Origin of the sequence: Streptomyces sp. BBFR51, from assembly GCF_044591655.1 — a bacterium.
Lineage (GTDB): Bacteria > Actinomycetota > Actinomycetes > Streptomycetales > Streptomycetaceae > Streptomyces.
The window spans coordinates 796,823-820,540 of sequence record NZ_CP172448.1; the positions used below are offsets into that span (position 1 = coordinate 796,823).

General features: G+C 73.8%; 17 protein-coding genes and 1 pseudogene. 8 read left to right on the forward strand and 10 right to left on the reverse strand.

What is annotated here, in order from left to right:
• The first annotated feature begins 95 nt into the window (after window positions 1-95).
• On the forward strand, window positions 96-581 hold the full coding sequence (locus ACGH7X_RS03700) for a nucleoside deaminase (protein WP_399881545.1): 486 nt from the start codon (window positions 96-98) through the stop codon (window positions 579-581).
• A 42-nt stretch (window positions 582-623) separates the two neighbouring features.
• On the opposite strand, the gene ACGH7X_RS03705 is transcribed toward ACGH7X_RS03700, so the two are convergent.
• The gene (locus tag ACGH7X_RS03705) at window positions 624-1,340 is read right to left on the reverse strand and encodes a chaplin family protein (protein ID WP_399881547.1); all 717 of its coding nucleotides are present in this window, start codon (window positions 1,338-1,340) and stop codon (window positions 624-626) included.
• Between the two features lie 259 nt (window positions 1,341-1,599).
• On the opposite strand from ACGH7X_RS03705, the gene ACGH7X_RS03710 reads away from it, so the two are divergent.
• From ACGH7X_RS03710 to ACGH7X_RS03725, 4 genes are all read left to right on the forward strand, one after another.
• Entirely contained in the window at window positions 1,600-3,246 is a 1,647-nt protein-coding gene (locus ACGH7X_RS03710) for an alpha/beta hydrolase (protein WP_399881549.1), read from the forward strand.
• Between the two features lie 61 nt (window positions 3,247-3,307).
• The gene (locus ACGH7X_RS03715) at window positions 3,308-4,402 is read left to right on the forward strand and encodes a chemotaxis protein (protein ID WP_399881550.1); all 1,095 of its coding nucleotides are present in this window, start codon (window positions 3,308-3,310) and stop codon (window positions 4,400-4,402) included.
• A gap of 140 nt (window positions 4,403-4,542) precedes the next feature.
• On the forward strand, window positions 4,543-5,562 hold the full coding sequence (locus ACGH7X_RS03720; protein WP_399881552.1) for a Gfo/Idh/MocA family protein: 1,020 nt from the start codon (window positions 4,543-4,545) through the stop codon (window positions 5,560-5,562).
• Between the two features lie 272 nt (window positions 5,563-5,834).
• A complete protein-coding gene (locus ACGH7X_RS03725) occupies window positions 5,835-7,175 on the forward strand; it encodes a SpoIIE family protein phosphatase (protein WP_399881554.1) in 1,341 nt (446 codons plus the stop codon).
• A 21-nt stretch (window positions 7,176-7,196) separates the two neighbouring features.
• Here ACGH7X_RS03725 and ACGH7X_RS03730 read toward each other — a convergent pair whose 3' ends face one another.
• Window positions 7,197-8,705: a hypothetical protein gene (locus ACGH7X_RS03730; RefSeq protein ID WP_399881556.1), complete on the reverse strand. Its 1,509-nt coding sequence runs from the start codon at window positions 8,703-8,705 to the stop codon at window positions 7,197-7,199.
• A 300-nt stretch (window positions 8,706-9,005) separates the two neighbouring features.
• Between ACGH7X_RS03730 and ACGH7X_RS03735 the strand changes: the two genes are divergently transcribed.
• Together ACGH7X_RS03735 and ACGH7X_RS03740 are read left to right on the forward strand one after the other, a co-directional pair.
• Window positions 9,006-10,148, forward strand: a complete 1,143-nt coding sequence (locus ACGH7X_RS03735) for an aminoglycoside phosphotransferase family protein (RefSeq protein WP_399881558.1) — start codon at window positions 9,006-9,008, stop codon at window positions 10,146-10,148.
• A 175-nt stretch (window positions 10,149-10,323) separates the two neighbouring features.
• Window positions 10,324-12,351 carry an N-acetylmuramoyl-L-alanine amidase gene (locus tag ACGH7X_RS03740; RefSeq protein WP_399881560.1) on the forward strand — a complete coding sequence of 676 codons (2,028 nt, stop codon included), beginning with the start codon at window positions 10,324-10,326 and terminating at the stop codon, window positions 12,349-12,351.
• 18 nt (window positions 12,352-12,369) lie between these two features.
• Here the strand turns inward: ACGH7X_RS03740 and ACGH7X_RS03745 are convergent, their stop codons facing one another.
• From ACGH7X_RS03745 to ACGH7X_RS03770, 6 genes and pseudogenes are all read right to left on the reverse strand, one after another.
• Window positions 12,370-12,867, reverse strand: coding sequence for a hypothetical protein (locus tag ACGH7X_RS03745; protein WP_104631361.1), 498 nt, complete (start codon window positions 12,865-12,867; stop codon window positions 12,370-12,372).
• Between the two features lie 58 nt (window positions 12,868-12,925).
• On the reverse strand, window positions 12,926-13,528 hold the full coding sequence (locus tag ACGH7X_RS03750; protein WP_399881562.1) for a CGNR zinc finger domain-containing protein: 603 nt from the start codon (window positions 13,526-13,528) through the stop codon (window positions 12,926-12,928).
• Window positions 13,529-13,565: 37 nt separating this feature from the next.
• Entirely contained in the window at window positions 13,566-14,468 is a 903-nt protein-coding gene (locus ACGH7X_RS03755) for a universal stress protein (protein ID WP_399881564.1), read from the reverse strand.
• Between the two features lie 86 nt (window positions 14,469-14,554).
• Window positions 14,555-14,764, reverse strand: a complete 210-nt coding sequence (locus tag ACGH7X_RS03760; RefSeq protein ID WP_399896771.1) for a DUF397 domain-containing protein — start codon at window positions 14,762-14,764, stop codon at window positions 14,555-14,557.
• Window positions 14,765-14,834: 70 nt separating this feature from the next.
• Window positions 14,835-15,739 (reverse strand): annotated as a pseudogene (locus ACGH7X_RS03765) (alpha/beta fold hydrolase).
• Between the two features lie 50 nt (window positions 15,740-15,789).
• The gene (locus ACGH7X_RS03770) at window positions 15,790-17,298 is read right to left on the reverse strand and encodes an acyl-CoA synthetase (RefSeq protein ID WP_399881566.1); all 1,509 of its coding nucleotides are present in this window, start codon (window positions 17,296-17,298) and stop codon (window positions 15,790-15,792) included.
• Window positions 17,299-17,471: 173 nt separating this feature from the next.
• On the opposite strand from ACGH7X_RS03770, the gene ACGH7X_RS03775 reads away from it, so the two are divergent.
• Window positions 17,472-19,247 (forward strand): serine hydrolase, encoded by a 1,776-nt coding sequence (locus ACGH7X_RS03775; protein ID WP_399881568.1) that lies wholly within the window; start codon window positions 17,472-17,474, stop codon window positions 19,245-19,247.
• Window positions 19,248-19,265: 18 nt separating this feature from the next.
• Here the strand turns inward: ACGH7X_RS03775 and ACGH7X_RS03780 are convergent, their stop codons facing one another.
• On the reverse strand, window positions 19,266-20,837 hold the full coding sequence (locus tag ACGH7X_RS03780) for a phytoene desaturase family protein (protein ID WP_399881570.1): 1,572 nt from the start codon (window positions 20,835-20,837) through the stop codon (window positions 19,266-19,268).
• Between the two features lie 556 nt (window positions 20,838-21,393).
• Window positions 21,394-23,706, reverse strand: coding sequence for a tetratricopeptide repeat protein (locus ACGH7X_RS03785; RefSeq protein ID WP_399881572.1), 2,313 nt, complete (start codon window positions 23,704-23,706; stop codon window positions 21,394-21,396).
• Window positions 23,707-23,718: the final 12 nt, after the last annotated feature.

Genomic DNA, 23,718 nt, shown 5'->3' on the forward strand with positions numbered 1-23,718 from the left:
ACTGTAACGTGCGCGATTGGTGATAGCAAGAGACGGGCCGGTCGGGAGACATAGGCTGGACGGCGAGGACCACGTCGCGAGGAGGGCCCTACGCCATGGTCGTGAAGGACGCCGAACTGTCACACCTGCGCCGTTGTGTGGAGCTGGCGGCGGAGGCGCTGGAGGCGGGCGACGAGCCGTTCGGGTCGGTGCTGGTGGGCGGGGACGGCGCGGTGCTGGCCGAGGACCACAACCGGGTGGCCTCCGGCGACCGCACCCGTCACCCCGAGTTCGAGCTCGCCCGCTGGTCCGCCGCCCACCTGAGCCCCGAGGAGCGGGCCGCGGCCACGGTGTACACGTCCGGGGAGCACTGCCCGATGTGCGCGGCCGCCCATGCGTGGGTGGGCCTGGGCCGCATCGTGTACGTCGCGTCCTCGGAACAACTGGGCGGCTGGCTGACGGAGTTGGGCGTCCCGGCACCGCCGGTGCGGACGCTGGCGGTGCACGAGGTGGCGCCCGGCGTGACCGTGGAGGGTCCGGTGGCGCAACTCACCGAGGAGATCCACGCGTTGCACCGGCGTTTCCACCGGGGACGCGCCTGATCAGGGGTGCTGACCCCTCCGCGGGCCCCGGCCGCCCGCGGGTCAGCCCTGGGCGCCCGGTCGGAAGCGCCGGTAGAGGACGACTCCGCCCAGCACGAGTGCGGCGCCGCCGGCGAGGACGGGCAGGGTCTGGTCCGCCCCGGTGTGGGCGAGGGGCGCCGATTCCCGCGGCGCGGCGGCGTGCGGGGACGGTTCCGGCCCGGCGCGCTCCTCCTCGGGGACGGACGGCTTCGGCTCCGCGGGGGGCCGCACCGGCTCCGGGCGGTCGTCGGACGTGTTCGTCGACTCGTTGCCGACGGCCGGATTGCCGATGCCGACCACATTGACGCTGTTGCCGCTGACGTTCACCGGGAGGTGCACCGGCAACTGCACCCCGTTGCCGGAGAGCACGCCGGGCGAATCCTTTCCGCTTCCCTCGGCGACAGCACCGCCTGACGTGCCCGACGCACCGCCCGAGGACCCCGCAGCCTCCTTCTCGTGCGACGCACCCGTCGAGGCGCCCTCCTGCCCGGTGTTGGCGCAGCCGTTGCCCGCGGCCGGGTTGAGGAGCCCGACCACGTTCACGGTGTTGCCGCACACGTCGACCGGCACGTCCAGCGGGAGCTGGACGGTGTTGCCGGAGATCAGCCCGGGCGAACCGGCCGAGGAGCCGTCGGCGCCGGCACCGTCGGACGCGAACGCCGCGTACGCCGGCATGGTCACGGCCAGCGCGCCTGAGGCGGCGGCGGCGAGCACACCGTTTCGGGTAACCCTTCTCATGAGGTTCCCTGCCTTCCAGACATGGTCGCGGGCACTCGCCCGCACCGGTTAAAACGCGGGCGCACCATCCGAGTTATGGCTTATCGGCCTTTCACCCCATCGAGTGGGCGGTTCATCGAACAAGCGGTGCGGCCCCCGCACTCCCGCACCGACCCCCACCCGAGGGGCAACAGCGCCCGGAGGCGCCCGGCGCGGAGCCCGCTTATGGTGAGCGAGGGCGCCGACCACCGGTCCGCGACGGGGCGTCCTGGAGGCATCGATGCAGGCCAAGCTGTCGACTCCGCCCTCGGTCCGGCGCTGCGCGGTCACCGGAGCGCTCGGGCTGGCCCTGCTGGGTGCGGGGCTGCCCGCGGCGATCGCACGGGACACCGGGCCCGACCTGTCCCGATTTTACGACCAGAAGATCACATGGTCGGCGTGCGAGGGCATGGAGATGCCGAAGGACCTGCAGTGCGGAAAGGTCACCGTCCCCCTCGACTACGAGCGGCCCAAGGGAAAGACCCTCGACGTGGCCCTCGCCCGCTACCGGGCGACCGGCGACTCGCGGGGCTCGGTACTGCTGAACTTCGGCGGTCCCGGCGGTTCCGGTGTGGACGAACTCGCCGCCGGGGGTAAGGAGTTCATGCACCTCACCAACGGCTACGACGTGGTGACCTTCGATCCCCGGGGCGTCGGCCGCTCCTCCCCCGTCTCCTGCGGCCCGGCCACTCTGAAGATCATGGAGGCGACCGACGGGGACGAGGGGACGACCGACCCCGACGACGTGCTGAAGCGGCTGCGGGACGCGGCGGCCGAGTGCGCGAAGTACTCCGGACCGGTGCTGCCCCACATAGGCACGGTCGACGCCGCGCGCGACATGGACGTGATGCGCCGGGCCCTCGGCGACGGCCGGCTCAACTACCTGGGCTTCTCCTACGGAACCCGGCTGGGCGCGGTGTACGCCGCCCAGTTCCCGGACAAGGTCGGGCGGATGGTGCTGGACGGCGTGGACACGCTGACCGAACCGCTGACCGAGCAGGGACTGGCCGGGGCGCGGGGGCAGCAGACCGCGCTGGAGAACTTCCTCGACTGGTGCGTCGAGGACATCGCCTGCCCGTTCGGCCAGGACGCCCGGAGCGCCCGCGACCAGGTCGAGCGGCTCATCGCCTCCCTCGACTCCGACCCGGTGCCGTCGGCCTTCGGCGAGCCGTTCTCCGGGCAGGACATGGTCGGCGCCATCGGTCAGGCGCTGTACAGCCAGGAGCTGTGGCCCTCGCTGGAGCGGGCGCTCGCGCAGCTGCTCGATGACGGTGACACCCGCGGCCTCGAGGGCTTCTCGTCCGGTGGCGTCACCTTCCCCGTGCGCGAGCCGGTCGGTGGGCCGGTCCGTGAGCCGGTCCGTGAGCGGCTGCGTGCACCTGGCCGCGAGGACAAGGGCGCCGGACTGACCGACGAGGAGGACGTCCCCATGGACAACCTTCCGGCCGCCCTGATGGCGATCAACTGCGCGGACGACCCCGACCGCCCCACCGCCGCGCAGGTCACCGGGTCCCTGGACCGGCTGCGCGCACGGTACGAGGAGGCGTCGCCGGTCTTCGGCCGGTACCGGCTCACCCAGGTGCTCATGTGCTACGGCCGCCCCAAGGGCACCGACTACATCCGGGACGACGTGAAAAACCTCGACACCGCGAAGATGCTGCTCGTCGGCACCCGGGGCGACCCGGCCACGCCGTACCGCTGGACGACGGAGACGGCCGACCGGCTCGGTTCCTCCGCCGTGGTCCTGGACAACCGGGGCGAGGGACACACCGGCTACGCGTCCTCCGAGTGCGTGCACCGCAAGGTCGACGACTTCCTGCTGTACGGCTCCCTGCCGCCCGACGGCAGCTCGTGCGGCTCCGAGTCCGCCGGGGACGAGTCCGAGTGAGCGTCCGTCCATTCCGGATGCCCGATATGCCCGACATGGCCAACGGTTCTATCGTGCTGACATGGAGCACGATCTGAGTCCCGCCACCCTCGCCGAACTGCGGCGCCCCCGTCCGTATCCGGCCGTGTCCGTGCTGACGCCCACGCACCGCCGCGAACCGGACAACGCCCAGGACCGCGTCCGGCTGCGCAATGTGGTCGCCGCGGCCAAGAAACAGCTGGAGGACGATCCCGCGGTCACCCGCGAGCACCGTACGGAGGTGTCCCGCGAGCTCGACCGGGCCCTCGCCGAGGTCGACCTGACGTACGCCGAGGACGGCCTGGCGATCTTCGCCGCTCCCGGTGAGCACCAGGTCTGGACCCTCGCCCGTTCCGTGCCCGAGCGCGTGATCCTCTCGGACACCTTCCTGACCCGCAACCTCGTCGCCGCGCAGGCCGCCGAGCGGCCGTTCTGGGTCCTGTCCGTCGCCGCCGACCGCGTCAAGCTCTGGAGCGGCGGGGCCGGCCGGGTCGTCGAGGAACACCTCGGGGGCTTCCCGCTCGACCGGCCCGCGGAGGACTTCGACCCCGAACGCCAGGAACGGATCGGCGACGCGCCGAGCACCTTCCGGGACGAGGGGACCCGCAAGTTCCTGCGCGACGCCGACGCCGCGATGGGCAAGGTCCTGCGCGCGCACCCGCGGCCGCTGTACATCACCGGCCCCGAGCCCGCGCTGTCCCTGTTCGACGAGGCGGGCGCACTGGCCGCGGACGCGAGGCTCGTCCCGCACGGGGGGCTCGCGCACGGCACCGCAGAGGCGGTGTGGCAGGCGGTGCGGCCGGTGCTCGACGACGAGGCGCGCGGGTCCGTCGAGGCGCTGGCCAGGGAGCTGGACGCGGCCCGCGGACGCAAGGACTTCGCCGCCGGGGTCGACGAGCTGTGGGAGAGCGCCCGCACCGGCCGCGTCCGGCTGCTGGCCGTCGAGGAGAACTTCAAGGTGACGATGCGTGACGACGGCGACCACCTGGTCCCGGCGGACAGCGGCGACCTCGACGCCCGGGAGGACATCGTGGACGAGATCGTGGAGCAGTGCCTGGAGACCGGCGCCGAGGTCCGCTTCGTGCCGGACGGCGCGCTCGGGGAAGCGGACGGGATCGCGGGGGTGTTGCGGTACTGAGGGCCGACGCCGAACCCGGGCGCGCCCCGGGGGAACGCGCCCGGGGAGCGCTCCCCTCTTGACGAGCGTGAAAGCCTGTTCGCCGGACACGTACCCGCTGCTCGCGGGTGCGCGGCGGACGGCGAAGGAGTGGGCGGAGCGTGAGCGAACTTCTGGGTGTGGCGGTCCTGGGCGCCGGACACATGGGCGCCGACCATGTACGGCGCCTCGACCGGGTGGTGAGCGGCGCCCGGGTCGCCGCCGTGGCGGACCCGGACGCCGAGCGGGCCAAGGAGGCCGTGGGCGGGATCGGCGGGGTCGTCGTGCACACGGACGTCGAGGCCGCGCTGGACGCGCCGGGCGTCGAGGCCGTCCTGATCGCCTCGCCCGGCGAGGCCCACGAGGAGGCACTGCTCGCCACGTTCGCGCGGGGGCTCCCGGTCCTGTGCGAGAAGCCGATGGTGCCGGACTCCGCCGGCGCGCTGCGCGTGGTGGAGGCCGAGGCGCGCCTCGGCAGGAGGCTCGCGCAGATCGGGTTCATGCGGCGCTACGACGCCGAGTACCAGCGGCTGAAGTCCCTCCTGGACGGCGGGCGGCTGGGGCGCCCCCTGATGCTGCACTGCGTGCACCGCAACGTCTCCTCTCCGCCGCACTTCACCTCGGCGATGCTGGTCAACAGCTCCGTCTCGCACGAGATCGACGCGGCCCGCTGGCTGCTCGGGCAGGAGCTGTCCGCGGTGAGCGTGCTGCGGCCGCGGCCGTCGACGGGCGCGCCGACGGGCCTGCTCGATCCGCAGTTCGTGGTCTTCGAGACCGAGGGCGGCGCCCTGGTGGACGTGGAGATCTTCGTCAACTGCGGCTTCGGCTACGAGGTGCGCTGCGAGGCGGTCTGCGAGGCGGGCAGCGCCCGGATCGGCGAGGCGCACGGCGTGCTGGTGACGGCGGCGGGCGGCGCCCGGGAGGAGGTGCCGCAGGACTACCTCGTACGGTTCGCGGACGCCTACGACCGCCAGGTGCAGGCCTGGGTGGACGCCACCCGCGGGGGCCGGGTCACCGGTCCGGGCGCCTGGGACGGGTACGCCGCCTCCGCGGTCGCCGAGGCCGGGGTGCGGGCGCTGGAGACGGGCGCGCGGACACCCGTCGAACTGGCCCCTCGTCCGGCGCCGCACGACCCCGTATAGAACAAAGGTCCACCGAACACCAGGGCGACGACGCCCGCAGACCCGGTGCCCCCTCAAGTCCCGTAGGAAACCTACGACTTGCCCCGGGTACCGGGGGTGCCGAACACGTACCGGAGTCACTCCGGGAAGACTGTGGCATATGCCGGAAGCACCACCGTATCGTGTGTTGCCGAATCCCTTACGGGGCGTCGCGGGCTGTGCAACAGTCGTAACGGTCCTTCCGCCGGCCTCGGTTCCTTCCTGGTCGTACCGTCAGCACATCGGAGTGCGTCATGTCGTCCCATCTCTCCGCGGACCACCCGGCCGCCCGGCCTCCGGGGCACGGCTCGGTCGAGGCCCTCATATCGCAGACACGGCGGCTGCGGGGCGAAGTGGACGCGGTACGGCGGGACAGCCAGGACGACTCGACCGACCCCCGGGGACGCTGGCAGCGCGCTCTGTACGACCTGGCGCTGCATCAACTCACCGATCTCGACGCGCACTTGGCGCAGCTCCGGGACGGTCCCGCTCCCGCGCCCCGGCACGGTTCGCTGCTCAGCCGGGTCGGCAGCGCGGAGTGGAACCTGCTGACGGACGAGGCCGAGTGGTCCGGGGAGCTGTTCCGGATCCTGGGCCGCGACCCCGCGTCCGTCCCGCTCAGCCTCGACGAGCTCCCCTCCGTGGTGCTGACCGAGGACCGCCCGAAACTGACGTCGATGGTCACGGACTGCCTCGTCGACGCCCGTCCCATCGACGGCGAGTTCCGCGTCGTGCGCCCCGACGGCACCGTCCGCACGGTGCACATGATGGGTGAGCCGGTACTCGACGCCGACGGCAGCACCGCCTCGATGTGGGCGGTGCTGCGGGACGTCAGCGAACTGCGGCGCAGTCAGCGGGCGGTGAGCGACACCCAGGACTCGCTGCACAACCCTCCGCGGCCGGCGGACCCCGGGCAACGGCCGATGGCCGAACCGGAGGAGGCCGTGCCACCGCCCTGGCACGGCCTCCTCCGGTTCCCGCACCGGGGACGGCCGGGCCTGGACCTGGCCGCCGGGTACCTTCCGGCGGCCCCGACGGCCCCGACGATCCACGCGTCCGGGTACTTCGGCTGGTTCGACGCGTGTCCACTCGCCGACGACGAGACCCTGCTCGGCGTCGGCGACCTCCGCGATCCGGAGCCCGACGGGGCACACGGCCGAGCGGTGCTGATCGGCGCCCTGCGCGGCCTGGCCCTGGCGGGCACCCGGCCCACTCAACTCCAGGACCGGCTCACGGGGTTGCTCGAGGGCACCGCCCTGCCGCCGGTGCGCGACGCCGTGTACTGCGGTTACCGGCCGCTCACCCGGACCCTGACGTGGGCCCACGCCGGAAACCCCGTCCCGCTGCTGTTCCGCGGCGAGACGGGGCGTGCGCTGTCCGGGCAGGCCGAGCTGACCCTCGACGCCGGCGACCTGCTGCTCCTGCACACCGGCGCACTCGAACCGGCAGCGGTGGAACACCTCCTCTCACTGGCTCCCCGCCTGACCGGAGCGGGCTGCACGGCACAGGACGGCGTACGGACCGTGACGCGGCAGCTCGGTGGGTTTCCGCGGCAGGGGGATGCCTGCGTGCTGGTGGCGCGGGTGACGCCCTAGTCCTGCGGAGCGCGTCGCGCCCTAGGCCGGCGCGACGTCGCCGCCCCTTCCCTTCCCCCTGGGCGACCTGCTCTTGGGCAGCGCCAGTTTGATCTCTTCGCGCAGTTCCTGGATCTTCGGGTAGCCCGCGTACTCGGCGGTGAGCCGGTACATCTGGCGCAGCCGGTCCCAGGTCCGCTGGGAGGAGTTGGACCCCATCGACACCAGGGCCAGGCGTGCGTAGCGGTCCGCCTGTTCGGGGTCGTCGGCGATGAAACAGGCGGAGGCCATCGACAGATAGTCGAAGATCTTGGACCGCTGCCGCCCGTCGATCCTGAGTGCCAGGGCCTTGTCCGCGTAGTGCTGGGCGTGCGCGGCGGCCCCCGGTTCGAACTCGGCGAGCGTCCGGTAGGCCAGGGCCTGCATGCCGTACAGGTCCTCCTCCTTGAACGTCTGCATCCAGTCCGGCGGCGGCGCGTCGGCCTTGTCGGAGACGAAGAGGTCCTCGGCGCGTCCCAGGGTGCGGCGCATCGCCTGGCCCTTGCCCATGGAGGCCTGCGCCCAGGCCTCGATGGTGTAAAGCATGGCCTTGGTGCGCGGGAGCACCTGCTCACCGGAGCCGGACTGGGCGAGTTTCATCAGGTCCAGCGCCTCGTCGGGGCGGCCCAGGTGCACCATCTGACGGGCCGCCCGGGAGAGCGCCTCGCCCGCCCGGGGCCGGTCGCCGCCCTCGCGCGCGGCGTGGGCGGCGATGACGAAGTACTTCTGGGCCGTGGGTTCCAGGCCGACGTCGTGCGACATCCAGCCCGCGAGGACGGCCAGGTTGGCGGCGACGCCCCACAGGCGCCGCTGGAGATGGGGTGGGTGGTGGTAGGCGAGCATGCCGCCCACCTCGTTGAGCTGGCCCACCACGGCCTTGCGCTGGAGCCCGCCGCCGCGGGCGGCGTCCCAGGCGCGGAACACCTCGACCGAGCACTCCAGTTCGGCCACTTCCTCCGACCCCACGGGGGCGGCCTCGTAGCGGTCGAACCCGGCGGGGTCGGCGTGCAGGGGTTGGTGGAGGTCGGGGGCATCGGCCGCCAGGGCCGGGTCGGTGTGCAGCCAGTCGTGCATGGCGCTGCTGAGTGCGGAGCCCGCGGCGAGCGCGGCGCCCGCGCCCACCAAGCCGCGTCGGTTGAGCATGAGGTCCATTCCCGTGAATTCGGTGAGGACCGCCGCAGTCCGCTCGGGCGCCCACGGCACTCCGTCGGGATGCTCTTCGCTCCCGTCGCGTGGCCGTTTCCCCGCGCGCCCGTGCCGGACCAGACCGAGGTCCTCGATGGTCACGACACGGCCGAGACGCTCGGTGAACAGGGCAGCCAGCACCCGCGGCACCGGATCGCGCGGGATCTCTCCCATGTCGATCCACCGCCGCACCCGTGAGGTGTCGGTCGCCAGTTGGGGGTGGCCCATGGCCGCCGCCTGCCGGTTGACCAGCCTCGCGAGTTCGCCCTTGGACCAGCCGGCCAGGCCGAACAGGTCCGACAGACGGGTGTTGGGTTCTCCGCTCACGTCAAGCCCCCAGGTTCTCGGCTGAGTTGACAGTAGCCCCGTGCGGGTTGCCGGGCGACTATTCGCCACCGTTCGCCAGGGTGCGCCAGATGGTGTGCCACGGGCGGCCCGGTGTCAGGTAGACATGCGCCACCCCGACCCGGTCGCCGCGGGGGTACTCCCCAGGGTGACCCCCGGCGGCCGGTCGGGCGGCGCGACGGCTTTCGGAAGACGTGCCGCCTCCGGTCCCGAACGGACTGGACGGTCCGGCACCCCTCTTCAGACAGGCACAGCAGGCACACGAAGGGATCTGTCTCGCCCATGTACGCAGCATCGTCCTCCGTGTCCGCCCCGCAGCGCTCGCTGCACCCCCGCCCGGCGGCGGGTGGCGGCCCCTATCTCGCCCCCGCGCGTCCGGCGGCCCCGGTGCTCGGGGCCGGCAGGGCGCGGCTCGGCGCGGGGCCCGGCACACAGCCGCTCAGCGGGAGAATCGACCTGTCCGGCCCCCAGGGGGCCCAACTGCGCACGGCGATCGCCGCCGTGCACCGGATCTGCCCCGAGTTCTCCCCCGTGCAGGTACTGCGCCGCAGCGGGCGGTCCGTGCTCCTGGTCGGTACGACCGGGCGCAGTACGGCGGTGGCCAAGTGCTTAGTGGACCACTCCCCCGCCTGGGCGGAGCGGAGCCGGCACGAGATAGGGGCATACCGCTCGTTCGTCCGGCAGCGCCCTCCGGTGCGGGTGCCGAGACTGATCGCGGCGGATCCGGACAACGGCACTCTGGTCATCGAGCGGATGCCGGGACGGGTGGCGGCGCTCCAGCGGCACCCCGTGGAGGCCCCGCCGCGGGCGGACATCAGGGCGGCGCTCGGCGCGGTCTGCCGGCTGAACGCCTGGCGGCCGCCGGCCGGCACCTTCGAGGCCCCGTTGGACTACGCGGCCCGGATCTCCCGGTACCACGAGCTGGGGCTGCTCACCGACCGGGATCTCGGCGACCTGCAGAAGCTGCTGCACGGCATCGCCCACGCGGGCGGGCGCCAGGGCATGGGCCAGTTCTGTCACGGTGACGCGCTGCTGTCGAACGTCCTCATGTCCCCCTCCGGCCCGGTGCTCGTGGACTGGGAGCACGCGGGCTGGTATCTCCCGGGCTACGACCTGGCGACACTGTGGGCCGTCCTCGGCGACGCCCCGGTGGCCCGCCGCCAGATCAGCCAGATCGCCCAGTCGGCGGGCACCGCGGCGCGCGACGCGTTCCTGGTGAACCTGATGCTCGTACTGACCAGGGAGATCCGTACCTACGAAACGGCGCTGCAGCGCTCCATGCACGACACGGTCGCGGCACCGTCGGCGCCGGCCCAGCCGGGTGCCGCGCCGACCGGCGAGGAGCAGCGGCTGCTGCTGCGCCGGCTGCACGACGACTGTCAGATGGCCCGGCGGGCCGTGCGGGCGGCGGTCGGCACGCGCTGACACGAGAAGACGACGGTCCGCGGTGTGCCCCTCGGGGGGCGTGCCGCGGATTTCGTGTACTCAGGTCCGTGCAGGGGCCATTGGTGTACGCCACTGACGCCGTGCAGGCCCGTGCGCCGCCGCCGCGAAACTCGCCCGACCCCCTGCTGACGTGGGAAATCGCCGATGTGACGGCATGATTGACGGATCGTCGGACCGCCGGGTACGACTGACCCACGCCCGGCCCCGCACGCCCCGCCACGCCCGACCGTCTCAGGAGGCCGCTTTGCGAGGATCCCCCGTCGTGCCCGCCCTGGCCACCGCGGCACTGCTGCTGCCGTTGCTCGGCGCGGCACCGTCCGCCGCCGGGTCCTTGGGCGCACCGCCCGCCCCGGACCGCCTCCAGCGGGCGTTCGCCACCGCGGCGGCCGAGTACCACGTGCCGCAGAGCGTCCTGCTCGGCGTCGCCTACCTCCAGTCCCGCTGGGACGCGCACGGCGGCGCGCCGAGCGTGACCGGCGGCTACGGCCCGCTGCACCTCACCGACGCCCGCACGGCGCTGGCCGGGGCGTCGCACCACGGCGAGGGCTCCGAGGACCCGCGCGGGGACGACGCCCGCGCCCCGCTGCACCCCACGGGCACGGCCGCCGCACCGCCCGCCGAGCTGCCGGAGCGGCTGACCACGCTGCCGAAGGCCGCCGAGCTGACCGGGCTGAGCGCCGAGACGCTGCGCACCGATCCGGCCGCGAACGTGTCCGGCGGCGCCGCGCTGCTCGCCGCCGCGCAGCGGGAACTGGGCGAGCCGCTCAGTTCGGACCCGGCCGACTGGTATGCGGCGGTGGCCCGCTTCTCGGGCGCGGAGGACTCCGGGACGGCGGCGGCGTACGCGGACGACGTGTACGAGGTGATCCGCGCGGGTGAGCGGCGGACCACGGACGCCGGGCAGCGGGTCGCCCTGGCAGCCCGCCCGGGCGTGGCTCCCGACGTCTCGCAGCTCGAGGGCGCGGGCCTGCGCGCCTCCTCGGCCGCGGGCACCGAGTGCCCGAAGTCGGTGTCCTGCGAGTGGATCCCCGCGCCGTACGAGGAGTTCGGCGACGGCGACTACGGCAACCACGACCTGGCGACCAGGCCCGCCTCCCAGCGCATCCGCTACATCGTCGTGCACGACACGGAGGGCACCTGGAACGGGGTCCTCAACCTGGTCCAGGATCCCACCTACGTGTCCTGGAACTACACCCTGCGCTCCACCGACGGCCACATCGCCCAGCACGTGAAGGCGAAGGACGTCGCCTGGCACGCGGGCAACTGGTACGTCAACGCCAAGTCGATCGGCCTGGAGCACGAGGGATTCCTCGCGGAGCCCGACGCCTGGTACACGGAGGCGATGTACCGTTCGTCGGCGCGGCTGGTGAAGTACCTGGCCAAGAGGTACGACATCCCGCTGGACCGGCAGCACGTCCTCGGCCACGACAACGTCCCCGGGACCACGACGGCGACGATCCCGGGCATGCACACCGACCCGGGCCCGTACTGGGACTGGCGGCACTACTTCCAGCTGCTCGGCCGCCCCTTCCAGCCGACCGCCGGGAAGAAGTCCTCCCTGGTGACGATCCGCCCCGACTACGCCGCCAACCGCCCCGAGTACACCGGCTGCGAGACGGCGGGCGAGCCCTGTGCCACGCACGGCTCCAGCGAGGTGCGGCTGTACTCCGACCACGACGTGAACGCGCCGCTGATCAAGGACATCGGCCTCGGCACCACCCCCACGACCGGGGTGAACGACCTGTCGTCCCGGGTCTCCACGGGACAGCAGTACGCGGTGGCCGACAGGTGGGGCGACTGGACGGCCATCTGGTACCTGGGCCAGAAGGCGTGGTTCCACAACCCCGGAAAGAGCCCGGCCGCGGTACCCGCGTCGGGACGCGTGATCACTCCGAAGAAGGGCCTCGCGAGCGTCCCGGTGTACGGGCGCGCGTACCCGGAGAAGGCCGCCTACCCGGCGGACGTGCCCGCCCAGGCGGTGTCGCCGCTGCCGTACACGCTGCCCGCGGGGCAGAAGTACGTGGTCGGTGAGAAGGTGCCCGGCGAGTACTACTACGCGGTCACCTTCGACGAGGCGTCCCACCGGGTGGTGCGGGGCAAGGACCAGTACTACGAGATCCAGTACGGCCACCGGGTGGCGTACGTGCGCGCCGCCGACGTGACGGTCGCGACCGCGCGCTAGCCGCCGGGGGCGGGGGCCTCAGCCCTGCTGGAAAAGCTCCGCCGGGAGCGGCTTCAGCAGGGCGTACAGGTCGTCGGTGATGGGGCGGTCCCAGGCGGCGATGGTCACCAGGACGCCGTCGCTGCGGTCGAACTGCACGCAGGAGATCCTGCCCTCGGAGAGCTTGAGGCGCCGCACGATGAGCAGGTTGTCGCCCTGCATCACGGGGACGTCCTCGGCGCCGACGACCGTGATCTCCTCGTCGTTCTCCAGGGCGAGGAGCAGCTGGGCGACCTCGAAGGGGATCTCTCCCTCGGGGACCTCGCGGGCCGGGGAGCCGTCCGGCAGGTTGCCGATGATCATCGCGGGGCCGCGGCCGCCGAACAGGTCGTAGCGCAGGAAGACGCCCTGGCAGCTGCCGTCGGGCGCGGGCAACAGGCCGGCGCCCAGATTCCCGGGCCAGTCGCCCGGGTCCATGGCCAGGACGTCGAAGTCGGGCCCGGCGGGCGTGGCGCTGCGGCGGCGGAGGAACGACATGCCGCCATGGTACGTGGCCGAACCCCGCGAACGGCGTGCGGGCGGCCGCCCGGCCGGGCTACGCGGTCCGCTTGTGCCGCTCCTCGTGGCGGGCCACCCGGGCCCGGTTGCCGCAGGACGGTTTGCACCACTCCTGACGCGGGTGCTCCTTGAGGAAGTAGCGCACGCAGCGCGGTGCGTGGCAGGCCCGCAACCGCTGCCGGTCGGGCCCCGCGAGGAAGGCGATCACGGCGTGCGCGAGGGCTGCGGTGAGGTCGGTGCGCCCGCCGTGCGCGGGTGCGGCGCGTACGACGGGTTCGGCGGCCTCGGCCCAGGCCAGTACGGGGACCGTGGGGGTGCGGGCGGCCGCCTCGTTCAGGCGCCGCAGGGCCTCGGGGACGGGCAGCAGCCGGGCGGCGTCGGCGGGACTCGGCTCACCGGGGCGCACGGCGCGCGCGAAGAGGGCACGGGCGGCGGCCCGCACGTCCCGTACGGCGGCCAGGGCGGACGCGTCGGCGGTGAAGGCCTCGGCGTCCGGCACGGTGCCGGGGTGGGCCCGCACCCAGGCGGTGAGCCCGGCGGGGTGGGTCAGGTCGTCGGCGACCTGGCCGTGCCCGTCGTGCCGGACGGTCAGCGCGAGGTCGAGGGCGATCCGGGTGTCCCTGCTGGGCGAGTCCTGCATGGGGCCGATGATAGGCACGCCGGCCTGGGGACAGGGGTCACTCCTCCGGCGGGGCCGGTGGCACCACGGCGACCGGGGACGCCGCGTGCAGCAGGACGGCGTGGGTGACCGAGCCCATCATGCGGGCGGGGGCCAGCAGGCGCCGGCGGTGGCGGCCGACGACGACCAGTTCGGCGTCCCGGGAGGCCGCGACCAGGTGTCCGGCGGCGTCACCGGGTGCGACGTACGGCTCGGCCCGGACGTCGGGGTGGCGCTCGCGGTAGGGGGCGAGGAAGCCGTCGGCGAGGACCCGGGTCTCGCTCTCCAGGGAGACCTCGTCGATCACCGGGGGCACGATCTGGCCCGCGGCGGCCCAGGTCTGCACCGGCCACGGGTAGGCGGCGACCACCTGGAGGCGGGCGCCGCGCAGCTCGGCCTCGGTGAAGGCGAAGGTCAGCGTGGCCTCGTCGGGGCTGTCCACGTGCAGGCCGACCACCACCCGGGGGCCGGGTTCGGCCGGTGCCTGGCCGTGGACCTCGCGCCCGGGGCGGGGCACCACGACGACGGGGCACTCGGCGTCGCGGGCGGCGGCCATGCCGTTGGACCCGAGCAGCAGACCGGCGAAGCCGCCTCGGCCCCGGGAGCCGAGCACCAGCAGTTGGGCGTCGGCGCCCAGTTCCGGCAGCAGGGCGCCCGGTACGCCCTCCATGCCGACGTATTCCGTCTCCACCGCGAAGGCCCGCCCCTGGAGGTGTGCGCGGGCCTGGTCGAGGACCGGGTCCTCGCCGGTGTCGGGCGGGCCCGCGACCAGGACGTCGGTCTGCGCCCAGGCGGCGTACTGGCGCACGTGCACCACTCGCAGGGGTGCCTCGCGCCGGTGTGCGGTGTCGAGCGCCCAGTCCAGGGCGCGCAGGCCGTCGTCCGAACCGTCGACCGCCGCGATGACCGGCAGGGTGCTCATGGGTCCTCACCTCCGGAGTACGGACTTCCCCCCGGCTGCGGACGAAACACCCCGGTTCGGCCGGTCGGCTCACCCCACCCGGTGTCCTACGTGAGGTCGAACTCCCCTTCCCGCGCTCCCGACACGAACGCGCCCCATTCCGCCGGGGTGAAGATCAGGGAGTGGCTTTGTGGGCTGCCGCTGTTCCGCATGGCGATGAATCCCTCGACAAAGGCGATCTGGACATCTCCCAGGCCTCGGCTGCTGGACTGCCACTGCGCGTTGCTGAGGTCCAGCTCCGGCTTGTCCCAGCCCATGAGCGGGCGCTGTTGGGTGGTGCTCTCGGCCACGTCCGTGCTCCTCCCGATTTCGTCGTCCGCGGCCAGCCTAGCGATCGGGTCCGACCGCCGACAGGCCACGTGAGGGGTGCCTTCGGAAGAGATTCGAAGGAGATCGGTTCTGTCCGAGGAACGAGGCGACCCGCTCGGAGAACCACCGCGGCCCGTCCACCCACGGATAGTGCCCGGCACCCGGCTGAACGGCGACCTCGGCGTGCGGGAAGACGGCGGCGCAGCGGCGGGCGAGTTCCGGGCGGGGGCCGCCGTCGAGCTCACCGGCGAGGACGAGGACCCGGGCGGGGCAACGCGCGAGGGCGGCGCGGGTGGCGGCGGATCGAAGGCGCCCCGGGACAGGTAGACGTCACCGGCGTCGTCGTTGCTCTCGCTGTCGGCACGGGCGTCGTGCTCACGGGCCGCGTCGTCCCAGCGGCCGAAGAAGAACGGGGCGAACACGGGGTCGAAGGCGCCGGTCCCGTTCAGCCATGCCCGGAAGGGCCCGATGGCCTCTTCGAACCAGGGCTCGTCCTCGCGCAGGAGCGCCGCCCGGAGCCGGTCCTCGGCCGTCGCCGGCATGTCCAGTGCCCAGGGTGTGGCGGTGACCAGGACGAGCCGGGCCACGCGTGCCGGGTGGCGCGCGGCGTACAGCATGGCGAGGCTTCCCCCGGCGGAGTGCGCGAGCAGGTCCATCCGCTCGAGGCCGAGGTGCTCGCGCAGGGCCTCCACGTCGTCCACGAGCCGGTCGCAGCGGTAGGTCGCCGGGTCCGCGGGGACGGCGGATGCGCCGGTGCCGCGCAGGTCGAGGAGGATCAGCCTGCGGTGGTCCGCGAGGCCGCCGAGATCACCGAGGTAGGCGGAGGCGCGCATGGGCCCGCCCGGCAGGACGACCAGCGGGTCGCCGTCGCCCCGCACGTGGAGGGCGAGGCGGGTTCCGTCGTACGTGGTGAAGGGCTGCAGGGCGTTGATCCTCACCGGCCGCTGTCGTGCCCCGCAACGCGGTTGTCTGGTCAGGAGCCGGCGAAGCGGTCGCGCAGTTGCCTCTTGAGGATCTTCCCGCTGGCGTTGCGCGGCAGGGCGTCCACGAACAGCACCCGTTTGGGTGCTTTGAACGCGGTGAGGTTCTCGCGGGCGTGGGCGATCAGTTCGTCCTCCGTGACCTCGCCGCGCGGGACGACGACGGCCGTGACGGCCTCGATCCACCGCTCGTCGGGCAGTCCGATCACCGCCGCCTCGGCGACGGCGTCGTGGGTGTAGAGGGCGTCCTCGACCTGGCGGGAGGCGACCAGTACGCCGCCGGAGTTGATGACGTCCTTCACGCGGTCGACGATCGTGTAGTAGCCGTCCGCGTCCCGCACGGCGAGGTCGCCGGAGTGGAACCAGCCGTCGCGGAAGGCGGCTGCGGTCTCCTCGGGCTTGTCCCAGTAGCCCTCGCACAACTGCGGGGAGCGGTAGACGACTTCGCCGGGTGTGCCGTCGGGCACGTCCTTGCCGTCCTCGTCGACCACGCGCGCGTCGACGAACAGGACGGGCCGCCCGCAGGAGTCCATGCGGCCCTCGTGCTCGTCGGGGCCCAGGACGGTGGCGAGGGGGCCGATCTCGCTCTGGCCGAAGCAGTTGTAGAAGGCCAGCCCCGGCAGGCGTGCGCGCAGCCGCTCCAGGACCGGCACCGGCATGATCGACGCGCCGTAGTAGGCCTTGCGGAGGCCGCCGAGGTCGCGGGTGGCGAAGTCGGCGCGGTTCGCGAGGCCGATCCACACGGTCGGCGGGGCGAACAGGCTGTCCACGCGGCCCGCTTCGATCAGGTCGAAGAGCCGGTCGCCGTCCGGTGCGTCCAGGACGATGTTCGTCGCGCCGACGGCGAGGTAGGGCAGCAGGAAGACGTGGGTCTGCGCCGAGTGGTAGAGCGGGAGGGCGTGCACGGGGCGGTCGCCGGCGCCGAGGTCCAGGGCGGTGATGGCGCTCAGGTACTCGTGCACCAGCGCCCGGTGGGTCATCATCGCGCCCTTGGGCAGTGCGGTGGTGCCCGAGGTGTAGAGGAGCTGCACCAGGTCCTCGGCAGCGGGCGCGGGTCCGTCGTACGCGGGCGCCGCGGCGAGGCGGGCGAGGAGCGAGTCGTCGGCGTCGCGCAGCGGCAGGGTGCGGGTCCCGCCGGGGAGCCGGGCGGCGAGGTCGGGGTCGGCGAGGACCAGCGCGCTGCCGGACTGGCCGACGATGTAGGCGAGGTCGTCGCCGGTGAGGTTCTGGTTGACCGGCACGTGCACCAGGCCCGCGCGGGCGCAGGCCAGGAAGGCGATCAGGTAGGCGTCGCAGTTGTGGCCGTAGGCGCCGACCCGGTCGCCGGGGGACAGTCCCTCGGCCAGCAGGACGCTCGCCGCGCGGGAGACCGCGGTGTCGAGTTCCTCGTACGTCCAGGAGCGGTCGCGGTACTCCACCGCGACGCGTGCCGGGGTGCGTCGGGCGCTGCGCCGCAGCATCCCGTCAACGGTGCTGCCGGTACTGCCGTGTCCGGGCGTCATGACATGATCCTCGGCCGGTCGCCGGGGCGGGTCAAGCCGTGTGCGCCCGGTCCGCCGACTCCTCACGGCACTTCGCACGCCCCATTGACACAACCCGTCGCTGACAGGAAAGTTTCACTCCGCACGGCGATCAGGGAAAGATACTTTCAGCTTCGGTGGCGGGAGGCTCTTCGATGGCCGGACAGGCGACGAACGGATTCACACGGCGTCAACTGGGCGCCGGTGCCCTGGCGCTGGGCGGCGCCCTGGCCATCGCCCCGTTCGCGGCCGGGCCGGCCGAGGCGGTCGCCGACAAGGGCCGCCGCCCGACCCTCCGGCACGGCTCCGCCGAGCGCGCCGGGCTGCTCTCGGGCCATCTGCGCCAGCTCGTCACCGACGCCGAGGCGTTCCTCGGCCCGTCCCCCAAGCACCCGTGGTACGCGGGTGCCGTGCTGCTCGCCGGCCGGGGCGGCACGGTGGCGCTGCACGAGCCGATCGGCATGGCGGTGCGCTACCGGGCCTACGACGAGGCGACCGACACGGGTGTCGAGTTCCCGGCGGGGCAGCAGATCCCGATGGCCGAGGACACGGTGTTCGACCTCGCGTCGATCTCCAAGCTGTTCACCTCGATCCTCGCCGTGCAGCAGCTGGAGCGGGGCGCGCTGGAGCTGGAGACGCCGGTCGCCTCGTATCTGCCGGACTTCGGCCGGGCGGGCAAGCAAGACGTGACGGTCCGTCAGCTGCTGACGCACACCTCGGGGTTCCGGGCGTGGATCCCGCTGTACAGCGCGCCCACGTACGAGGAGAAGGTCCAGCTCGTCTACGACGAGGCGCCGGTCAGCGCTCCCGGCACGGCGTACCTGTACTCCGACCTGAACATGATCTCGCTCCAGCTGGTCCTGGAGAAGGTCACGGGCCGCGCCCTGGACGTCCTGCTGCGCGAGGAGATCACCGGACCGCTCGGCCTGGACCGCACCCGCTACAACCCGCCCGCCTCCTGGCGGCCCGGGATCGCGGCCACCGAGGACGCCCGGCTGCCCTGGTCCGGTCTGGACCGCGGTCTGGTGTGGGGCGAGGTGCACGACGAGAACGCGTTCAGTCTCGGCGGCGTCGCCGGTCACGCGGGGGTCTTCTCCACCGCGTGGGACCTCGCCGTACTCGGCCGCACACTGCTCAACGGCGGCTCCTACGGCCGCTCCCGCATCCTGCGGCCGGAGTCGGTGGAGCTGATGTTCACCGACTTCAACACCGACTTCCCGGGCGACGAGCACGGCCTGGGCTTCGAGCTGTACCAGCACTGGTACATGGGCGCGATGGCCACGCCGCGCACGGCCGGGCACACCGGCTTCACGGGTACCTCGCTGGTGCTCGACCCGACGACCGACTCGTTCCTCGTCGTCCTCGGCAACTCCGTCCATCCGGTGCGCGGTTGGCGTTCCGGCTCGGCGCCCCGGGTGGCGGCCGGCACCCAGCTGGCGCGGGCCGTGCCGGTCCGGCCCGCGCACGGGCGCACCGCGTGGTTCTCCGGGACGGCGAGTGCGGCCACGGCCACGCTGACTCTGCCCGCGCTGGACACCTCGGCCGGCCGGGCACGACTGCGCTGCGCGCTGTGGTGGGACACGGAACCCGGTTCGGACACCCTCGTCCTGGAGGCCACGACCGACGGCGGCGGCTCATGGCAGCCCGTCCCGTTCACCACCGTGCGGCGCGGCGAGGCGCCCCGGGAGCACCCGGCGGGCTCGGCCACCGGCTGGTCGGGACGCGTCTGGCACCGGCTCACGGCCGACCTACCGGCGACGCGCGGGCTCACCCTGCGTTGGCGGTACACGACCGACCAGCTCTACGTGGGCCGCGGGGCGTACGTCGACGGGCTGCGTGCGGAGGCGGCCGGCGACGTCCTGTTCCACGACGCGCGCCCGGCGGACGCGGCGCGCGTCGAGACGGCGGGGTGGACGGCGTCGGCGGACTAGAGCCCGGAGCCGTGCGGGTCAGCCGCCCGTCCGCTCCAGCACCGCCATCGCCGCGTTGTGTCCCGGCACCCCGCTCACCCCTCCCCCGCGCACGGCGCCCGCGCCGCACAGCAGGACGTTCGCCTGGCCGGTCTCCACGCCCCAGTGGCCGGTGTTCTCCTGCGCGTGGGGCCAGGACAGCTCGCGGTGGAAGATGTTCCCGCCGGGCAGGCGCAGATCGCGTTCGAGGTCGAGCGGCGACCTGGCCTCGATGCAGGGCCGCCCGTCGGCGTCGGTCGCCAGACACTGGGCGAGGGGCTCGGCCAGGTGGGCGTCGAGCTGGGCGAGGGTCGACTTCAGCAGTTCCTCGCGTACGGCGTCGTTGTTCCGGGCGAAGAGGCGGGCGGGCGTGTGCAGGCCGAACAGGGTGAGCGTGTGCATGCCCTTCGCGGCGAGGTCGGGGCCGAGGATCGTGGGGTCGGTCAGCGAGTGGCAGTAGATCTCGGAGGGCGGCGCGGCGGGCAGTTCACCGGCGGCCGCCGTGGTGTGCGCGGCGGCCAGTTGCTCGTAGCCCTCGGCGATGTGGAAGGTTCCGGCGAAGGCCTCGCGGGGGTCGGCCTCCGCATCGCGCAGCCGCGGGAGCCGGGTCAGCAGCATGTTCACCTTGAGCTGGGCTCCCTCCGCGGGCGGCGGGGGCGCCTCACCCGTGAGCGCCGCCAGTTCCCGCGGGGAGGCGTTCACCAGGACGTGGCGTGCGGCGGCGACGCCCTCGCCGTCGGCCGAACGGTAGGTGACCTCGGCCGTCCGCCCGTCCGCGTCGACGCGCAGCGCCTCGTGTCCGGTGGCGAGCACGGCGCCCGCGGCGCGGGCCGCGCCGGCCAGGGCGTCGGTGAGGGCGCCCATGCCGCCGACCGGTACGTCCCAGGCGCCGGTGCCGCCGCCGATCACGTGGTAGAGGAAGCAGCGGTTCTGGACCAGGGAGGGGTCGTGGGCGTCGGCGAAGGTGCCGATCAGCGCGTCGGTGAGGGCCACGCCCCGCACCAGGTCGTCGGCGAAGTGCTCCTCGATGGCGACGCCGACCGGTTCCTCGAACAGGGCCCGCCAGGCCGCCTCGTCGTCGACCCTGCGGCGCAGTTCCTCCCGGGTGGGCAGCGGTTCGGTGAGGGTCGGGAAGACCCGCTCGGCCACGTGGCCGGTCATGGCGTAGAAGCGCTGCCAGGCGGCGTACTCCCGCTCCGAGCCGGTGAGCCGGGCGAACGACTCCCGGGTCCGCCGCTCGCCCCCTCCGACGAGGAGCCCGGTGGGCCGCCCGTCCCGCTCGACGGGGGTGTACGAGGAGACGGTGCGGCCGCGTACCCGGAAGTCCAGGCCGAGGTCCCGCACGATCTTCTTGGGCAGCAGGCTGACCAGGTACGAGTAGCGCGACAGCCGTGCGTCGACCCCGGCGAACGGCCGCGTGGACACGGCCGCGCCGCCGGTGTGGTCCAGCCGTTCCAGCACCAGCACGGAGCGGCCGGCCCGGGCCAGGTAGGCGGCGGCGACCAGGCCGTTGTGGCCGCCGCCGACAATGACGGCGTCGTAGGTGCGCGAGGTGCTGGGCGGGGTCGTCATGGCTCTTGGTAACACGGCCCGTTCGGGGACGGCCAGCCCACCGACGGGCACCGTCGTCGGCGTGATCGGGCTGCGGTTGCCGAGCTCGACGCACCGAGCCGCCGGCGGGACGGCCGTCGTCGACGCAGCGACGGGACACGGCCGCCACCCCGCGACCCCGGCACGCACCCTGCCGCCCTCCTCGGGCACCGGCGGCCCGGCGCCCGTCCGGCGGGAGGCCACTCGCAGCCGGCGCCCGACTTCGGCGCGGTCGCCGGCGGGACGGCCGTCGTCGACGCAGCGACGGGACACGGCCGCCACCCCGCGACCCCGGCACTCACCCTGCCGCCCTCCTCGGGCACGGGCGGCCCGGCGCCCGTCCGGCGGGAGGCCACTCGCAGCCGGCGCCCGACTTCGGCGCGGTCGCCGGCGGGACGGCCGTCGTCGACGCAGTGACGGGACACGGCCGCCACCCCGCGACCCCGGCACTCACCCTGCCGACGTCCTCGGGAACCGACGGCCGGCGATCCACCGGCGGGAGGCCGCTCGCAGCCGGGGCCCGGCTTCGGCGCGGGCCTCACGGGCAGCGTGCCGCCGCCCCGCGCAGGGCCGCGACCCTGCGGTACAGCGCCGCGGCCTCGGCGGAGCGGCCGAGCTGTTCCAGGCAGTGGGCCTCGTCGTCGCGGCCTGCGAGGGTGTCGGGATGGTCGGGGCCCAGCACGCGTTCGCGGGCGGCGGCGACCCGGCGGTACTCGGTGAGGGCGGCGGACCAGCGGCCCAGCCAGCCCAGGGCGACGGCGACCTCGCGGCGGCTGGCCAGGGTGTCCGGGTGGTCGGGGCCCAGGACGCGTTCACGGACCGCGCACACCTCGTGGGCCTCGGCGAGGGCCTCGCCCCAGCGGCCCAGCCTGCCGAGGTTGACGCCCAGGCCGTGCCGGGCGCGCAGGGTCTCGGGGTGCTCGGGGCCCTGGGCGCGGGCACGGTCCTCGATCAGCTCCTCGTACACGGTCAGCGCCTCCGCGCAGCGGCCGAGGCGGCCCAGGCCGATGCCGATCTCGTAGCGGGCGGCGAGGGTGTCGGGATGGTCCGGGCCGAGCGCTCTGCCGCGGGCCGCGGCGACCTCCCGGTAGGTCGCCAGGGCTTCCTGCCAGCGGCCCAGCCGCCCGAGTTCGTAGGCGACCTCGTAGCGGGTGACGAGTGTGTCTGGGTGGTCGGGGCCGAGCACGCGGGCACGGGCGGCGGCCACCTCGCGGGCCATCCGGTGGGCGTCCTCGGTGCGGCCGAGCCGGCCGAGGTTGAAGGCGAGGTTGTGCCGGCAGCGCAGCGTGTCGGGATGGTCGGCGCCCATGGTGCGCTCGCGGGCGGTGAGGACCGCCGTGTAAACCTGGTGGGCGTCGGCGTGCCGGCCCAGCCGGCCCAGGGTGTAGGCCATCTCCTGGCGGACGGCGAGGGTGTCGGGGTGATCGGCGCCCAGCACCCGGATCCTGGCCTGGGCGACGTTCTTGTACGCGCGCAGCGCGTCGGCGGGGTGTCCGGCGCGGCCGAGGGTGATCGCGGCCTCGAAGCGGCTGGCGAGGGTGTCGGGGTGGTCGGGCCCGAGCAGGCGCCCGCGCTCGGCGGCCACCGCGCGGTGGATCTCGCCGGCCTCCTCCCAGCGGCCGAGCCGGCCCAGGCTCAGGCCCGCGTTGTGCCGTGCGGCCAGCCCGAGGAGCGCTTCGGGCGCCGGGTCGGACGGCCGTTCGCCCGGGCCGGGCGGGGCGACGGTCTGGTCGGCGGCGGTCTGGTCGGTGGCGGACCGGTCAGCCGCGGTCCGGTCGGCCGCCGTCCGGTCGGCGGCGGGACGCGGGATCCACTCGCCGGACAGACCCGCCGCGGGGTCCGGGGGCGTGGAGCGCAGGCCGGTGCCGGTCGCCTTGTGACCCGTGGTCATGCCGTGGGTCCAGGACGGCAGCGCGGCCCGGACCCCGGCCGGCCGGGGCGGCCGCGTCGGGGTCGGGATCGGGATCGGGGCCGCGACCAGGGCCGGCACATGCGCCGGCGCCGTACGCCCCGCGGTGATCCGGCGGCCCAGTTCACGGGCGTCGTCCGGGCGCTCCTCGGGCCGTTTGGCCAGCAGGTCCAGGATGATCCGGTTGAGGTATCCGGGCAGTTCGGCGCGGTGGGAGCGGGGTGGCTCGGGTGCGGTGTCACGGTGGCCGACGAGGATCGCCCAGGCGTCGTCGAGGTCGAACGGCGGGACGCCGGTGGCGATCTCGTAGAGCACGCAGCCCAGCGAGTACAGGTCGCTGCGCAGGTCGACCTCGTCGCCGCCGATCTGCTCCGGCGACATGTAGTGCGGGGTGCCCATGGCGATGCCGGTGCCGGTCAGGCGCGCGGTGAAGCCGACGTCGTGACCGAGGCGGGCGATGCCGAAGTCGCAGATCTTCACGGTGCCGTCGGCGGTCCGCACGATGTTGGCGGGCTTCAGGTCGCGGTGGACGATGCCCTGTTCGTGGGTGTACGCGAGCGCGGAGGCGACCTGTTCGGCGATGTCGACGACGTCGGGGACCGGCAGCGGATGGTGCTTGTTGGCCTCCAGGAGCCGGCTCAGGTCGCGCCCCTCCAACAGCTCCATGACCAGGAAGAGCACGCCGTCCCACTCGCCGAAGTCGTGCACGACGGTCACCCCGCGGTGCTGGAGCGCGGCGGCCACCCGGGCCTCGCGCCGGAATCTCTCCCGCAGGACGCGGGTGAAGGAGTGGTCGTGCTGCGTGCCCAGCGGTTTGAGGCACTTGACGGCGACGCGACGGCCCAGTGACTCGTCCTTCGCCCGCCACACCTCGCCCATGCCGCCGCGCCCGATCCTCTCGAGCAGCCGGTATCGGCCCTGGATCAGCGTGCTGTCCCCCATGACTTCGCCCCG

Coding starts and splice junctions, on each gene's coding strand:
- ACGH7X_RS03700 (WP_399881545.1), top strand. CDS start 96: ATGGTCGTGAAGGACGCCGAACTGTCACACCTGCGCCGTTGTGTGGAG.
- ACGH7X_RS03705 (WP_399881547.1), bottom strand. CDS start 1,340: ATGAGAAGGGTTACCCGAAACGGTGTGCTCGCCGCCGCCGCCTCAGGC.
- ACGH7X_RS03710 (WP_399881549.1), top strand. CDS start 1,600: ATGCAGGCCAAGCTGTCGACTCCGCCCTCGGTCCGGCGCTGCGCGGTC.
- ACGH7X_RS03715 (WP_399881550.1), top strand. CDS start 3,308: ATGGAGCACGATCTGAGTCCCGCCACCCTCGCCGAACTGCGGCGCCCC.
- ACGH7X_RS03725 (WP_399881554.1), top strand. CDS start 5,835: ATGTCGTCCCATCTCTCCGCGGACCACCCGGCCGCCCGGCCTCCGGGG.
- ACGH7X_RS03735 (WP_399881558.1), top strand. CDS start 9,006: ATGTACGCAGCATCGTCCTCCGTGTCCGCCCCGCAGCGCTCGCTGCAC.
- ACGH7X_RS03740 (WP_399881560.1), top strand. CDS start 10,324: ATGATTGACGGATCGTCGGACCGCCGGGTACGACTGACCCACGCCCGG.
- ACGH7X_RS03745 (WP_104631361.1), bottom strand. CDS start 12,867: ATGTCGTTCCTCCGCCGCCGCAGCGCCACGCCCGCCGGGCCCGACTTC.
- ACGH7X_RS03750 (WP_399881562.1), bottom strand. CDS start 13,528: ATGCAGGACTCGCCCAGCAGGGACACCCGGATCGCCCTCGACCTCGCG.
- ACGH7X_RS03755 (WP_399881564.1), bottom strand. CDS start 14,468: ATGAGCACCCTGCCGGTCATCGCGGCGGTCGACGGTTCGGACGACGGC.
- ACGH7X_RS03760 (WP_399896771.1), bottom strand. CDS start 14,764: ATGGGCTGGGACAAGCCGGAGCTGGACCTCAGCAACGCGCAGTGGCAG.
- ACGH7X_RS03770 (WP_399881566.1), bottom strand. CDS start 17,298: ATGACGCCCGGACACGGCAGTACCGGCAGCACCGTTGACGGGATGCTG.
- ACGH7X_RS03775 (WP_399881568.1), top strand. CDS start 17,472: ATGGCCGGACAGGCGACGAACGGATTCACACGGCGTCAACTGGGCGCC.
- ACGH7X_RS03780 (WP_399881570.1), bottom strand. CDS start 20,837: ATGACGACCCCGCCCAGCACCTCGCGCACCTACGACGCCGTCATTGTC.
- ACGH7X_RS03785 (WP_399881572.1), bottom strand. CDS start 23,706: ATGGGGGACAGCACGCTGATCCAGGGCCGATACCGGCTGCTCGAGAGG.